The 15,390-nt window shown below is 43.4% G+C and carries 6 protein-coding genes, 2 tRNA genes, 3 rRNA genes and 1 pseudogene; 9 read left to right on the top strand and 3 right to left on the bottom strand.

Features of this window, described 5'->3' with window-relative positions:
- The first annotated feature begins 168 nt into the window (after window positions 1-168).
- The 3 genes from PGN18_RS09260 (at window position 169) to glmS (ending at window position 4,234) form a co-directional block, all read left to right on the top strand.
- Window positions 169-912 carry a segregation and condensation protein A gene (locus tag PGN18_RS09260; RefSeq protein ID WP_335319173.1) on the top strand — a complete coding sequence of 248 codons (744 nt, stop codon included), beginning with the start codon at window positions 169-171 and terminating at the stop codon, window positions 910-912.
- 62 nt (window positions 913-974) lie between these two features.
- Window positions 975-2,246: a serine hydroxymethyltransferase gene (gene glyA / locus PGN18_RS09255; RefSeq protein WP_335319172.1), complete on the top strand. Its 1,272-nt coding sequence runs from the start codon at window positions 975-977 to the stop codon at window positions 2,244-2,246.
- 149 nt (window positions 2,247-2,395) lie between these two features.
- On the top strand, window positions 2,396-4,234 hold the full coding sequence (gene glmS, locus PGN18_RS09250; protein WP_335319171.1) for a glutamine--fructose-6-phosphate transaminase (isomerizing): 1,839 nt from the start codon (window positions 2,396-2,398) through the stop codon (window positions 4,232-4,234).
- 474 nt (window positions 4,235-4,708) lie between these two features.
- Here glmS and PGN18_RS09245 read toward each other — a convergent pair whose 3' ends face one another.
- Both PGN18_RS09245 and PGN18_RS09240 read right to left on the bottom strand, forming a co-directional pair.
- Window positions 4,709-6,082 carry a hypothetical protein gene (locus PGN18_RS09245; RefSeq protein ID WP_335319170.1) on the bottom strand — a complete coding sequence of 458 codons (1,374 nt, stop codon included), beginning with the start codon at window positions 6,080-6,082 and terminating at the stop codon, window positions 4,709-4,711.
- 55 nt (window positions 6,083-6,137) lie between these two features.
- Window positions 6,138-6,839 (bottom strand): ComF family protein, encoded by a 702-nt coding sequence (locus tag PGN18_RS09240; RefSeq protein ID WP_335319169.1) that lies wholly within the window; start codon window positions 6,837-6,839, stop codon window positions 6,138-6,140.
- A gap of 849 nt (window positions 6,840-7,688) precedes the next feature.
- Here PGN18_RS09240 and PGN18_RS09235 point away from each other — a divergent pair.
- The 6 genes from PGN18_RS09235 to rrf all read left to right on the top strand — a co-directional run bounded on the left by PGN18_RS09235 (window position 7,689) and on the right by rrf (window position 13,650).
- Window positions 7,689-7,832, top strand: coding sequence for a hypothetical protein (locus tag PGN18_RS09235; protein ID WP_335318697.1), 144 nt, complete (start codon window positions 7,689-7,691; stop codon window positions 7,830-7,832).
- A 214-nt stretch (window positions 7,833-8,046) separates the two neighbouring features.
- Window positions 8,047-9,568, top strand: a 16S ribosomal RNA gene (locus PGN18_RS09230).
- Between the two features lie 254 nt (window positions 9,569-9,822).
- Window positions 9,823-9,897 (top strand) — tRNA-Ile (locus tag PGN18_RS09225).
- Window positions 9,898-9,978: 81 nt separating this feature from the next.
- Window positions 9,979-10,055: transfer RNA gene (locus PGN18_RS09220), tRNA-Ala, on the top strand.
- Window positions 10,056-10,524: 469 nt separating this feature from the next.
- Window positions 10,525-13,400: ribosomal RNA gene (locus PGN18_RS09215) — 23S ribosomal RNA — on the top strand.
- A gap of 138 nt (window positions 13,401-13,538) precedes the next feature.
- Window positions 13,539-13,650: ribosomal RNA gene (rrf, locus tag PGN18_RS09210) — 5S ribosomal RNA — on the top strand.
- The 16S, 23S and 5S rRNA genes sit together here with 2 tRNA genes alongside, the layout of an rRNA operon.
- Window positions 13,651-14,307: 657 nt before the next feature.
- Here rrf and rlmN read toward each other — a convergent pair.
- Window positions 14,308-15,351: pseudogene (gene rlmN / locus PGN18_RS09205) on the bottom strand (23S rRNA (adenine(2503)-C(2))-methyltransferase RlmN); the annotation flags it as partial.
- Window positions 15,352-15,390: the final 39 nt, after the last annotated feature.

The following is a 15,390-nucleotide window of genomic DNA, read 5'->3' as shown; positions in this document are numbered from 1 at the left end:
TACAAAGTAAGGTAAATTTGTTCTAATATAGAAGAGAAAATTGACGGTTTATTAGCGTAAGTTAAGCCGTTGGCGTTTAGTGTTTTAATGGATGTTCAGGTTTGGCGGTGAGCGGTAGGGGTTTAGCGGTTGATGGACTAAATTTTTTGATTATGTTTGTGGTTACACATGCAGGCAGAGAATTTTGAAATAAAGCTTCCGGTATTTGAAGGTCCCTTCGATTTATTGCTGTTCTTTATTGAACGTGATGAATTAAATATACAGGATGTGGAGATCTCAAAAATTACGAACGACTTTTTGGCCTATATCCACCAACTCCTGGCCCTGAATGTAGAAGTGGCAAGCGAATTTATTCTGGTTGCGGCTACGCTGATGCGGATTAAATCTAAAATGTTGTTGCCAAGGATTGAGGTAGAGGAAACCGGCAACGAAATCAACTCCGAGCAGGACCTGATTGCCAGGCTGATTGCCTATAAACAGTTTAAATCTGCAGCAGAAGAGATGAAGCTGTATGAAGAAGAGCGATTGAAACAAAACCACAGGGGTAATATTGCATACGATCTCGCCCTTGCTGCGGCATCTTCTATAAATCAGGATGAACTTTTATCCCTGGATCTGTATAAACTTTTAACCGTTTATCACCGCACCATGCAAAAATATGAGTTGCGCAGTGAAGAAGTTAAACATACGGTGGTACAATATCCCTACACCATTGAACAGCAAAAACACTTTATCGCCAATTTGCTTGATATCAATAAACAGGTTGATTTTGCCCTGGTGCTAAAGAATTCGGAAAATAAAGTGCATTTCGTTTATAATTTCCTGGCCATTTTAGAAATGTTGCAACAACAAATCGTAGAGATCACCATCGGGAGCGGCTTTAACAACTTTAATGTGAAAGCATTGTCTTAAACAGGCCTGAATTAAATTTGAAATCCTTACTTTTGCCAAAAAAATACAAACCTGAATATACAATGACACGCGACAACCAAATTTTCGAACTTATCGATAAAGAATTAAACCGCCAGGAGCATGGTTTAGAGCTTATTGCATCAGAAAACTTTGTAAGCAAGCAAGTAATGGAAGCTGCCGGATCGGTATTGACCAACAAATATGCGGAAGGCTTACCGGGAAAACGTTACTATGGCGGTTGCCAGGTGGTTGATGTGGTAGAGCAAATTGCGATCGATAGGGCGAAAGAATTGTTTGGAGCCGCGTGGGTAAACGTTCAACCACATTCAGGCGCACAGGCTAATGCTGCGGTAATGCTTGCTATTTTGCAACCAGGTGATAAAATATTAGGATTTGATCTTTCTCATGGTGGGCACTTAACCCATGGTTCGCCTGTCAACTTCTCTGGCAAATTATATCAGCCTTTATTTTATGGTGTGGAAAAAGAAACCGGACTAATTGATTATAAAAAATTAGAAGAAGTTGCTTTAGCTGAAAAACCAAAATTGATTATCTGCGGTGCATCTGCTTATTCACGTGAATGGGATTATGCTTTTATCCGTTCAGTAGCCGATAAAATCGGCGCTTTGGTTTTAGCTGATATTTCTCACCCGGCAGGTTTAATTGCAAAGGGATTATTGGCCAACCCACTTCCTCATTGCCATATTGTAACCACTACTACCCACAAAACTTTACGCGGACCACGTGGCGGTATGATTATGATGGGACAGGATTTTGAAAACCCATGGGGATTAAAAACACCAAAAGGCGAGACCCGTTTAATGAGCAATTTGCTTGATATGGCAGTTTTCCCGGGTACTCAGGGCGGTCCGTTAGAGCATATTATTGCCGCTAAAGCAATTGCTTTTGGCGAAGCTTTAAGCGAGGAGTATGGAACATACATCAAACAAGTAGCCGCCAATGCGCAGGCCATGGCTAAAGCATTTGTAGCGAAAGGATACGGCATTATTTCTGGTGGTACCGATAACCACTTAATGTTAATCGACCTGCGCAACAAAAACATTACCGGTAAGGTAGCTGAAAATGCTTTGGAAAAAGCAGAAATTACGGTGAACAAAAACATGGTTCCTTTTGATGATAAATCGCCATTTGTAACTTCAGGTATCCGGGTAGGTACGGCCGCTGTGACAACACGAGGTTTAAAAGAAGCAGAAATGGAACAGATTGTGGAATTAATCGATCGCGTTTTAACTAATCCGGAAGATGAAGCGAACCTAAATGCCGTAAAAGCTGAGGTCATTAAATTGGTGAGTGCATTCCCGCTTTATAAATAGATGTAACTAATTCGATTTAGTAAATAGATTAAAAAAGCAGCTGCATGATTTGTAGCTGCTTTTTTGATTTAAAAAAAACATCTTTAGTGCTTAATACTTAAAACAAACGTTTGTTTTATATATTTGGCAATTAATATAATAAAAAGTTTATGTGTGGAATAGTAGGCTATATTGGCTATAGAGAAGCTTGGCCAGTTGTACTTAAAGGCCTTAAAAGATTAGAGTACCGCGGTTATGATAGTGCTGGTATCGCAGTAATGAACGAAAGCGGGGAGCATATTTATAAAAAGGCCGGTAAAGTAGCTGTTTTGGAAGCGTTTGCCCAAGATCAGGATAAGTCTGGGACGATTGCTATGGGCCACACCCGTTGGGCTACCCATGGTGTTCCTTCTGACCGCAACTCCCATCCACATACTTCAAATAGCGGCAGGCTTTCCATTATTCACAATGGAATTATCGAAAATTATGCCACACTAAAGGAAGAGCTGGTTAGCCGGGGACATGAATTTAAAAGTGATACGGATACAGAGGTATTAATTCACTTGATTGAAGAGATTCAGGAGATCGAAAAAATCGATCTTTTAGAGGCAGTTCGTTTAGCTTTGCATGAAGTTAATGGTGCATACGCCATCGTAATAATGGATCAGGACCATCCTGATCAGTTAATTGCTGCAAGGAAAGGCAGCCCAATGGTTATTGGAGTGGGCCAGGGAGAATACTTTATTGCTTCTGATGCCACCCCGATTGTTGAATACACTAAAAATGTAATCTATCTTAATGATAATGAAATAGCACTGATTACCAGGGATGATCTTTTGGTTAAACGATTGGATAATGTGGTGCAAACGCCGTTAATCCAGGAGTTGCAGTTAAAGTTGGAAATGCTGGAGAAAGGTGGTTTCGATCACTTCATGCTGAAAGAGATTTATGAGCAACCTCGTTCCATTAAAGATTGTATGCGCGGCCGTATTTATCCGGAAGAGGGTAAGGTGCAGCTTGGTGGGATTAAAGAGTTTGCCGATAAATTAAAAAATATAGATCGTATCATCATTGTAGCCTGCGGAACATCATGGCATGCCGGTTTAGTTGGTGAATACCTGATCGAAGAATATGCCCGCATTCCTGTAGAAGTTGAATACGCATCAGAATTCAGGTATAGAAATCCGATCATTACCGAAAAAGATGTGGTAATTGCCATTTCACAATCCGGAGAAACGGCAGATACCATGGCGGCCATTGAGATGGCCAAAGAACGTGGCGCAACTATCTTTGGTATTTGTAATGTTGCGGGTGCATCCATTCCGCGTTTAACACATGCGGGTGTTTATACCCATGCCGGACCTGAAATTGGTGTGGCTTCTACAAAAGCATTTACTGCCCAGGTAACCGTTTTAACTTTGATGGCTTTTTACATGGCGCAGCAAAAAGGAAGCATCACCACTTCCAAACTGATTGAACTTTTAACCGAGCTTGACCATATTCCTGAAAAGATTCAGGTTGCTTTGGAGTCTAACGACCTGATTAAAGAAGTTGCAGAAAAGATTAAAGATTCTACCAACTGTTTGTTTTTAGGTAGAGGAAGTGGCTTTCCTGTGGCACTGGAAGGTGCCTTAAAACTGAAGGAAATTTCCTATATCCATGCAGAGGGCTATCCTGCTGCGGAGATGAAACATGGTCCGATTGCTTTGATTGATGAAGAAATGCCTGTGGTGTTTATCGCAACACAAAACTCATCTTACGAGAAAGTAATCAGTAATATTCAGGAGGTAAAAGCCAGAAAAGGTAAAGTGATTGCCATTGTGACTGAAGGAGATACCGAGGTGAAAAAAATGGCCGATTACTGCATTGAAATTCCTGATGCCAATGAAGCTTTCTTACCGCTTTTGGCAACGATACCGCTTCAGTTATTGTCGTATCATATTGCCGTAATGCGTGGCTGTAATGTAGATCAGCCTAGAAACCTGGCCAAATCGGTTACTGTAGAATAATTACATACAACAAATAGAAAAAGCAGTTTCATGAATGTGTGGCTGCTTTTTTGGTTATAGGTATCTGAATACTGACTTTGTTGAATAAGCCCGATTGTACGGATGCCGTTTTGGATCAAGTTCTTTTCATGATCAACCTGATTGCGGTTAATAATTGCTGCAGATCTTTTATAAAGGTTTTATTTTCTAGCCGTCAACCTGAATTCATTTCAGGGTCTGTAAAGAAAAGATGCTGAAATAAATCCGATAGCTATCGGATCAGCACGACGATTAAACGTAGAAAGAGCAAAAGAAATAGCTATTTAGAATGAGATATTCATTGAGAATCAGCTTATTTTAATCCTAAAATCTTGGTAAAAAGTAAAGGGCCGATATTCTTCAGAAGAAATCGACCCTTACCATCTAAATTAACGCTCTCGAATATATAAACGCAACTTCATGCAATTTGGTTTTGAGAAAATATAAAAATATATGTTATTTTTCGTAACTGCCTAAGGTTGAGGGATAAAATCTTTTGTTTTCCATGATGTCTCTGCTTAGATAGGCATCAAAATAAAGATCCGCGCTTAAATCAGCGCCTTTCTTCCTGGCTAAACTATTTGCCGAAAGTTCAAAGTTTTTCTTTTCCTGATTGATAAAGGATGGATCAATGTTCAACATGTTGCCATTCGCATTATAAGCATTATTGGTAGATCTGATTAGATTATGTGATAAATTGAGCAGCAAAGTTGCAGAAGTTTTATTTTGTATGTCTAATTCATTAGTTAAACTTCCCCAAATGATATTATTGGTTAAATCGAGCTGAAGTTTGTTGTAAGCACTTGCCGATAAATAATCTGAAAAGCTCAATGCGGCAGTTTTACGGGGAAAGTTTGAATTATAACCCGCAAAAGTATTCTGTTTCAGGTTATAATTCCCACCTCCAACAGCGTATACCAGATAATTGCCGCAATTATACATGACATTATTGAAGGCCAACAGCTCTGAATGATAACCAATATAGGCTGCTACCTGCATATTTTTGATTATGCTATTGCTCAAAATTAATTTGGGGCTATTATCAACCGATAAAGAATCGGAGGTAATACCTACAGCTGCATTTTTAATACTCGCGTTTTTAATCAGTCCGTATCCGGTGCGTTTTAAGAATATTCCTTTCCATTGCCCTGGCTCATCACTATAGATGCTTTCAAGCCGATCGCTACAAAAGACTACAGGTTCGCTTATACTGCCATTAACGATTAGGTTACCCTCGATGCTCAAATCGGCATCCTTATGGAAGTAGATTTTAGTTCCTGGCTGGATGGTTAAAGCAGCACCTTTTTTTAGGGTTAATGATCCGTTAATAATATAGGGCAAAGTTTTGGTCCAGATGGTGTTTTTACCAATAGAGGAATCATTCATAAATACAGCATTTTGCCCATAAGCTAAAAGTTGAATCACCTGTTTATTCCCATTTGTATTTAGGATGACCGAATCTTGCACCAGAAAGGGCAAGTTAGTAGCATTGGGATCGATTAAAACCTTAACAAAGAGGTTTACGGAATCCCGGCCATTGATAATAAGATCATTTTTATAAGTTGTTTGCTCTCCGTTAATATTAATACTAAAAGCAGAGGTGGTGCCACCAGAGAGTTTGATTTCCGACACTTTAACCGCATCATTATTGTGATTAAAGATCTTTATTCTTCTCGTTGTTGAGCCTACCGAAGTAAAAATGGTATCGAATAATATTGCTTTACTCGAAATGCTAAGTTTGGCATGTTGATCTGTGGTAATATTTTCTCCCTTGCGGCAAGCCGAAACAATAAAAAAAATGAATAGCACTATGCCAATATTTAAACGCATAAATCAAACTTAAAAAATGTTTAGCTAATCCAATAGTACTTCACACCATATTACATTAATTATCCGCGAAGGCAAGTGCTGCTATACTCACTTTTGTCGCCCCAGCAGCAAAAAGTGCATTGGCGCAGGCTTCAAGCGTTGCGCCAGTGGTCATGACATCGTCAACCAATAAAATATGTTTGCCCATGATATTTTCCGGAAAATTTACCTGGAACACATCTTTCATATTTTCATAGCGGTTATACCTGCTTTTTTTGGTTTGGCTCTCGGTCGAAGTATTTCGGATAAGGTGATCCTCGCTAACCTCGACTCCCATTTGCACTGCAATTCCTTGAGCAATAAAGGTACTTTGGTTGTAGCCCCGCGCCTTATATTTTTTGCGGTGTAAAGGAACCGGAATAATCAAATCAATATCCTGGTAAAGCATTGCTGTTTTCAATCTTTCACCTAGCATATTGCCAAGTAGTATGCCAACATCAGTTCTGCCGTTATATTTTAAATTATGGATTAAGTTTTGAACTTTAGTGCCTTTTCTAAAATATAACATGGCCATCGCTGCATGAATTGGTGAGCGGCCCCATAACTGCTTAGCAACTCTATTGTCTGCATATTGATGATAGTCGGTAAAGGGGAGATCGTACAGGCATTTTGTACAAATTAAACGTTCGCTATGGTATAACGCGACACCACAGGCATTGCAGAGGTTTGGAAATAGCAAACCAATTAAATCATTGCACCATTGTTTAACCTGCAGCATAAACTAATTTATAAAAAAAATATGATGAAATAATAGGATTTTAAGGCTGCGGTAATATATAGTCATTGTGTAACTAATTTTAGGAATGTTCCGCCATGTGTTACCGCAATACCGGTCCGTTCCTCGTTATCGGGGTTTCTCGTTAATTGTCGGGTGATAAGGTGTGATTAATTATTGGGTTGCGGTGCATAGTAAACTTTATTCGTTTTCAGCAAAGCAGGTTGAGTGCTTCTATATAGTTATGTTCCCGCTATTCATTCCAAATCCTCGGCTCGTTCCTTGCTCCGGGTTTTCCGCTGCTATCGCCTGCTGCTGCAGGCAGGGGGTTAGGTGGCACGGGCTTCCGGAGTTTCAAGGTGCTGGATGCCGGAGAAAGGCTTGCAAAATTAGGAATTGCGGCAAAATCCTGGGTGCTGCCGTCATCCTGAACTTCCGCCCGGCCTTTGTTTCAGGATCTTTTTACTGCACTGGATCCATTAGTTTTTATACCATGCAGGATTTATAAATCTGTCCCAAACAAGTAATCTTCCAAAAAGTTTTAACCCTATAGATATTTTTTCCTGTTGAAAACCATTGAGTTATGCCAAAGTCTGCGTTAAACGCTTAAAAACCTTTGCGGTTGAAGATATTTTTTCTACTTTTGCATCCCGCTCCGGAGGAGAGGGCAACAGACTGAAAAGGTGGAAGGGCGATTAGAAAAGCGAGATTTATTTTAAAATAAATATTGCGGGATAGGAAAAGATTGCTACCTTTGCAGCCCGGTTCGGGAGGAACGGGAAGCTGGAAAAACAGCATATTGAAAAAGGGGATGCGGAAAAAGAAGATTGAAAAATAAAATTTATTTTATTTGTGATTTACAAAAAAGATGCTTACCTTTGCAACCCCAACGGAAACGAAGGGGAAACAAAAGATCGGAACGGCGGATGCCGGAAAGAGAAACAGAAAAGATTGAAACAGGCGGAAACCTGGCAGGACGAACAAGACCTGGCCTAACTGAAGTCTGAAGATATATAAAGATCGGCCGTGAGGTCAATGATCGATAAGTTCTTAAAAGAGATGTCAATGTAGCGTAGCGAGGTAATGGAGTACGGTCAAAGTACATGATTACGTAGCTTTATTTTAAAGGTGTCTGTCTGACAGACAACATAACAAAAGAAGACTATTTTTAACAATAGTTAAAACTGGTCAGCATTGAACAACACATTTTACAATGGAGAGTTTGATCCTGGCTCAGGATGAACGCTAGCGGCAGGCCTAATACATGCAAGTCGAACGATATTTTCCAGCTTGCTGGAAGAGAAAGTGGCGCACGGGTGCGTAACGCGTATGCAACCTACCTTTATCAGGGGGATAGCCCGGAGAAATCCGGATTAATACCGCATAAAATCACAGGATGGTATTATCCAATGATCAAACATTTATGGGATAAAGATGGGCATGCGTGTCATTAGCTAGTTGGCGGGGTAACGGCCCACCAAGGCGACGATGACTAGGGGATCTGAGAGGATGGCCCCCCACACTGGTACTGAGACACGGACCAGACTCCTACGGGAGGCAGCAGTAAGGAATATTGGTCAATGGAGGGAACTCTGAACCAGCCATGCCGCGTGCAGGAAGACTGCCCTATGGGTTGTAAACTGCTTTTATCCGGGAATAAACCTCATTACGTGTAATGAGCTGAATGTACCGGAAGAATAAGGATCGGCTAACTCCGTGCCAGCAGCCGCGGTAATACGGAGGATCCAAGCGTTATCCGGATTTATTGGGTTTAAAGGGTGCGTAGGCGGCCTGTTAAGTCAGGGGTGAAAGACGGTAGCTCAACTATCGCAGTGCCCTTGATACTGACGGGCTTGAATGGACTAGAGGTAGGCGGAATGAGACAAGTAGCGGTGAAATGCATAGATATGTCTCAGAACACCGATTGCGAAGGCAGCTTACTATGGTCTTATTGACGCTGAGGCACGAAAGCGTGGGGATCAAACAGGATTAGATACCCTGGTAGTCCACGCCCTAAACGATGAACACTCGCTGTTGGCGATACACAGTCAGCGGCTAAGCGAAAGCGTTAAGTGTTCCACCTGGGGAGTACGCCCGCAAGGGTGAAACTCAAAGGAATTGACGGGGGCCCGCACAAGCGGAGGAGCATGTGGTTTAATTCGATGATACGCGAGGAACCTTACCCGGGCTTGAAAGTTAGTGAATGATCTAGAGATAGATCAGTCCGCAAGGACACGAAACTAGGTGCTGCATGGCTGTCGTCAGCTCGTGCCGTGAGGTGTTGGGTTAAGTCCCGCAACGAGCGCAACCCCTATGTTTAGTTGCCAGCATGTTATGGTGGGGACTCTAAACAGACTGCCTGTGCAAACAGAGAGGAAGGAGGGGACGACGTCAAGTCATCATGGCCCTTACGTCCGGGGCTACACACGTGCTACAATGGACGGTACAGAGGGCAGCTACATAGCAATATGATGCGAATCTCACAAAGCCGTTCACAGTTCGGATTGGGGTCTGCAACTCGACCCCATGAAGTTGGATTCGCTAGTAATCGCGTATCAGCAATGACGCGGTGAATACGTTCCCGGGCCTTGTACACACCGCCCGTCAAGCCATGGAAGCTGGGGGTACCTAAAGTATGTAACCGCAAGGAGCGTCCTAGGGTAAAACCGGTAACTGGGGCTAAGTCGTAACAAGGTAGCCGTACCGGAAGGTGCGGCTGGAATACCTCCTTTCTGGAGTAGACACACCTACTCGCCACGCAACATGATATTTCGATAAGGTAGAAGGCAAAGAGGTAGAAGGCTTAAGGTCCTGATACCCGATACTTTATACCAAAAAAAGATAAACAAAAAGAAACACCCAGAAGACAACGGTGGGCATACTATAAGGGTATAGCTTAACGGAGACATGAAGGGTAAGCCAAAAAGGGAAGCAGTAGCGGTAAGATACTATATACTGCATACTAAAGCTTACCTTAAAATCAAACAGTCCCGTAGCTCAGCCTGGTTAGAGCACTACACTGATAATGTAGGGGTCTCCAGTTCAAATCTGGACGGGACTACACGTTTAAGTTTGGAGGAAAGAGTTGGGAGATGGGAGTTAAAGCTCGAAACTCCAGACTAGAGACTCAAAACTAAAATCTGGGGGATTAGCTCAGCTGGCTAGAGCGCCTGCCTTGCACGCAGGAGGTCAACGGTTCGACTCCGTTATTCTCCACCATTAAAGGTTGAGGGCTGTAAGGTAGAAGGTTTAGGGTTAGACCCAGGGCTTAGAACTGAAAACACCACAACAGAAAAAAACAATTGCCGGGATCGGTAATGTACATTGACATAAAGATTGAGAAAAGAAGAAACGCCACGGGGCACTTCTAAAGTTTTAGCTACCTGATACCAGGTACTGTATACGAAAGATGAAACGGTTCGAGACCGCAGTTTTTTACTAATAAGCTGAAAGCGAAAAGCTGAAAGGTTAAGGCATCTGAAAAGAAAGCTTTAAGCTTTAGACTTTGAGCTGAAAGCTTAATAAAGTTCTTTGACATATTGGAAGAAGTTAAAAAAGAAGAGCAAACAACAATAGGCGACTGTTTTGTTTGTGCTCACTTAAAGGGATCGTAAGAAACCGATAAGTAATGAGACATCATAACAAGAGCAAAAAAGCATACCATGCGGCGCAAAAGGCGCATGAGTAGAAGAAAGTAAGAAAGAGTACACGGGGGATGCCTTGGCTCTCAGAGGCGATGAAGGACGTGATAAGCTGCGATAAGCTCCGGGGATCTGCAAATAGGAACTAGATCCGGAGATTTCCGAATGGGGCAACCCGGCATGTTGAAGACATGTCACATATAATGAGCAAACCTGCCGAACTGAAACATCTAAGTAAGCAGAGGAAGAGAAAATAACAATGATTTCCTAAGTAGTGGCGAGCGAAAGGGAAAGAGCCCAAACCTACCTTGTTACGGCAAAGTGGGGGTTGTAGGACTGCAACGTGGCATTAGCAGACAGAAGTGGAACGGGATGGGAAGCCCGGCGGTACATGGTGATAGCCCAGTACACGTATAGAATGCTAGCCTAGCAGTATCCTGAGTACCGCGAGGTCGGAGACGCCTTGTGGGAACCAGCCGGCACCATCCGGTAAGGCTAAATACTCCTGAGAGACCGATAGTGAACCAGTACCGTGAGGGAAAGGTGAAAAGAACCCCGAACAGGGGAGTGAAATAGAACCTGAAACCGTGTACTTACAAGCGGTCGGAGCTGGCAGGTCCAGTGACGGCGTGCCTTTTGCATAATGAGCCTACGAGTTACTCTTCTCTGGCAAGGTTAAGTGCTTCAGGCACGGATCCGAAGCGAAAGCGAGTCTGAACAGGGCGTATAGTCAGAGGAGGTAGACGCGAAACCTTGTGATCTACCCATGGACAGGTTGAAGGTGCGGTAACACGTACTGGAGGACCGAACCGATAAACGTTGAAAAGTTTCCGGATGATCTGTGGGTAGGGGTGAAAGGCTAATCAAACTGGGAAATAGCTCGTACTCCCCGAAATGTTTTTAGGAACAGCGTCGGCATCGAGTTACATAGAGGTAGAGCTACTGATTGGGTGCGGGGGAGTCAAATCCTACCAAATCCAGACAAACTCCGAATGCTATGTAATATGGCCGGCAGTGAGGCGCGGGGTGCTAAGGTCACGCGCCGAGAGGGAAAGAACCCAGACCATCAGCTAAGGTCCCCAAGTTACGGTTAAGTTGAACTAACGAGGTCCGATTGCACAGACAGCTAGGATGTTGGCTTGGAAGCAGCCATTCATTTAAAGAGTGCGTAACAGCTCACTAGTCGAGCGATCGGGCATGGATAATAAACGGGCATTAAACTGTACACCGAAGCTATGGGATTGAAATATATCGGTAGGGGAGCATTCTATATGCGGTGAAGGTATCTGGTAATGGGTGCTGGAGGGTATAGAAAAGCAAATGTAGGCATAAGTAACGATAAGGCGGGCGAGAAACCCGCCCACCGAAAGGATAAGGTTTCCTGATCAACGCTAATCGGATCAGGGTCAGTCGGGACCTAAGGAGAACCCGAAGGGGAAATTCGATGGACAACGGTTTAATATTACCGTACTTTTTATAACTGCGATGTGGGGACGGAGTAGTGACACTGCCGCGATCTGACGGAATAGATCGTTGAAGGCTGTAGGTATATCGAACATAGGCAAATCCGTGATCGATGCTGAGAGCTGATAGTACCAAGGACCTTCGGGCGATTGGATAGTGCAGGTAATCAGACTTCCAAGAAAAACCGCTAAGCTCCAGGTTATAAAAACCCGTACCGCAAACCGACACAGGTATCCGGGAAGAGGATTCTAAGGTGCTCGAGTGAATCATGGCTAAGGAACTCGGCAAAATGGCCCTGTAACTTCGGGAGAAGGGGCGCTGTCAGCAATGTCAGCCGCAGTGAAAAGGCCCAGGCGACTGTTTAACAAAAACACATGGCTTTGCAAAATCGAAAGATGAGGTATAAGGCCTGACACCTGCCCGGTGCTGGAAGGTTAAGAGGGGATGTCATCGCAAGAGAAGCATTGAATCGAAGCCCCAGTAAACGGCGGCCGTAACTATAACGGTCCTAAGGTAGCGAAATTCCTTGTCGGGTAAGTTCCGACCTGCACGAATGGTGTAACGATCTGGGCGCTGTCTCAGCCATGAGCTCGGTGAAATTGTGGTCCCGGTGAAGACGCCGGGTACCCGCAACGGGACGGAAAGACCCCATGCACCTTCACTACAATTTAACATTGACATTGGGTACAGGATGTGTAGGATAGGTGGGAGGCTTTGAAGCGGTGTCGCCAGGCATCGTGGAGCCAACGTTGAAATACCACCCTTTCTGTATTCGGTGTCTAATCCCAAAATTTGGGAGACATTGTTTGATGGGTAGTTTGACTGGGGTGGTCGCCTCCAAAAAGGTAACGGAGGCTTTCAAAGGTAAGCTCAGTACGCTTGGTAACCGTACGCGGAGTGCAATAGCATAAGCTTGCTTGACTGTGAGACATACAGGTCGATCAGGGTCGAAAGACGGATATAGTGATCCGGTGGTTCTGCATGGAAGGGCCATCGCTCAAAGGATAAAAGGTACGCTGGGGATAACAGGCTGATCTCCCCCAAGAGCTCATATCGACGGGGAGGTTTGGCACCTCGATGTCGGCTCGTCACATCCTGGGGCTGGAGAAGGTCCCAAGGGTTCGGCTGTTCGCCGATTAAAGTGGCACGCGAGCTGGGTTCAGAACGTCGCGAGACAGTTCGGTCCCTATCTGTTGTGGGCGTAGGAATTTTGAGTGGGGCTGACCTTAGTACGAGAGGACCGGGTTGGACCAGCCTCTAGTGAATCTGTTGTTCCGCCAGGGGCATTGCAGAGTAGCTACGCTGGGAATAGATAAGCGCTGAAAGCATCTAAGTGCGAAACTAGCCACGAGATGAGAATTCCATATAGGACCGTAGCAGACTACTACGTTGATAGGCTACAGATGTAAAGCTGGTGACAGCACAGTCGAGTAGTACTAATCATCCGAAGCTTTCAAAGCAACAACATTCGTTGTTTGTTCTTCAAAATAACTTCTTTCAATAATATGTCATTTGAGGCTTAAGGCAAAAGGCTTAAGGCGTAAGGTTGATACCTTATACCCCACACCTTTCAACCCTCAACCTTAAATAAAAATATTCAGGTGCCTATATCGGTGGTGTCCACCTCTTCCCATTCCGAACAGAGAAGTTAAGCCCACCAGAGCCGATGGTACTGCGGTAACACGTGGGAGAGTAGGTCGGTGCCAGATCTTAAAGAGAAGCCCTTCAGCAGAAATGTTGAAGGGCTTTCTTCGTTTAGACGGAGCAGAGAGCATGGGGCATGGAGCAGTTTCCCAACGTTAAGGACTCAAGGCAGCTTAAATGCTTGTTTCTGCAGAAATGCTAAACTGCGCAGAGACCATTCCATCACCCATTTTCCATCTTACATCAGCTAGGGGCAGAGAGCCAGGAGCATAGGAAGGTTTCCATCATTATGGTCTTAAGTGTTTGTTCCCACAGAAAGCGCTGATTATCGCAGAAGCCATTCCATTATCCATCTTACATAATTTCCATTTTCCATCCTTGCAGAATAGCCCCTGATGGTAGTGGCATCCCTTTTGGCTAAGAAAAATTGTTTAACAGATAAGTTTCCCAGAAAGGATAAAGCGAACAGCAGGACGGGACCCAGCCTAAACGCATAGAAAACTGCGCTCCGAAAAAACCAGAGGCTTTTTGAATTATCCAGGAATTAGAAAGGTTAAGGTTTGTCCCGCAGATCACGCTGATCTCCGCAGAGTATGTTCCATTGTCCCTTTTCCATCTTACATTCCGATAAAGCGTACAGCAGGACCGTACCCAACCTAAATGCACAGAAAACTGCGCGCAAGAATGAAAAAGATTATATCAAGAATATTTTAATAGACGGCTTAAGCATTCGCTTCTTCTTTGACTGCCAGTTGCCCACAAGCGGCATCGATATCTTTACCACGGCTACGGCGGATGTTGGTATTAATGCCCTGGCTTTTTAAATAATTAGAAAAAGCATCAATCTTATCTCCTTCTGCATTGGTAAAATCAGCAAAAGAAATGGGGTTATATTCAATCAGGTTGACTTTACATGGAATGTGTTTACAGAATTTGGCCAAATCCATCGCATCAGAAATTTCATCGTTAAAATGGTTAAAAACGATATATTCGTAGGTTACCGGATTTTTGGTTTTGGCAAAATAGTATTTTAAAGCCTCGGCCAGTGCTTTTAATGAGTTGGCCTCGTTAATGGGCATGATCTCATTACGTTTTTTATCATCAGCGGCATGTAGCGATAATGCAAGATTAAATTTTGCACCATCATCGCCTAATTTCTTGATCATTTTTGCAATACCGGCAGTAGAAACCGTAATCCGCTTGTAGCTCATATTTAAGCCATCAGGTGCAGTAATGCGTTCGATAGACTTTAATACATTGGCATAGTTCAAAAGCGGTTCTCCCATACCCATATACACAATATTAGTGAGGGGATTGTTATAATTCTGCTTCGCTTGTTGATCAATCAATACCACCTGGTCATAAATCTCGTCAGCATTTAGATTACGCTTACGGTCCATATAACCCGTGGCACAAAACTTACAGGTTAAACTGCATCCAACTTGCGAACTCACACAAGCAGTCATGCGGTCTTCTAAAGGGATTAAAACACCTTCTACAATATTGCCATCGGCTAACCGAAACGTATTTTTAATGGTATGGTCGTTACTGAACTGAGAGTTGTTGACCTGAACAGCATTAATGGCAAAAGTCTCGTCCAATATCTTGCGGAGATCTTTAGAGAGGTTGCTCATTTGCTCAAAACTCGTTGCCGATTTCTCCCAAAGCCACTGGTAAATTTGCTTGGCCCTAAAAGCAGGCTGTTGCATTGCTACAAGGTGTTGTTGCAATTGTGGGAGATCTAACGCACGAATATCGGTTTTTTTTTGCTGTTACCATTTGCTGCAAAGGTAGTTAAAAAAGGT

It is taken from the genome of Pedobacter terrae (assembly GCF_036946585.1).
GTDB classification, from domain to species: domain Bacteria; phylum Bacteroidota; class Bacteroidia; order Sphingobacteriales; family Sphingobacteriaceae; genus Pedobacter; species Pedobacter terrae_C.
This window is presented reverse-complemented; position numbering and strand designations above follow the sequence as displayed.

What these genes read in the sequence shown, in the direction of transcription:
- glyA (WP_335319172.1), top strand. Translation starts at nt 975, where the DNA reads ATGACACGCGACAACCAAATTTTCGAACTTATCGATAAAGAATTAAAC.
- PGN18_RS09245 (WP_335319170.1), bottom strand. Translation starts at nt 6,082, where the DNA reads ATGCGTTTAAATATTGGCATAGTGCTATTCATTTTTTTTATTGTTTCG.
- PGN18_RS09260 (WP_335319173.1), top strand. Translation starts at nt 169, where the DNA reads ATGCAGGCAGAGAATTTTGAAATAAAGCTTCCGGTATTTGAAGGTCCC.
- glmS (WP_335319171.1), top strand. Translation starts at nt 2,396, where the DNA reads ATGTGTGGAATAGTAGGCTATATTGGCTATAGAGAAGCTTGGCCAGTT.
- PGN18_RS09240 (WP_335319169.1), bottom strand. Translation starts at nt 6,839, where the DNA reads ATGCTGCAGGTTAAACAATGGTGCAATGATTTAATTGGTTTGCTATTT.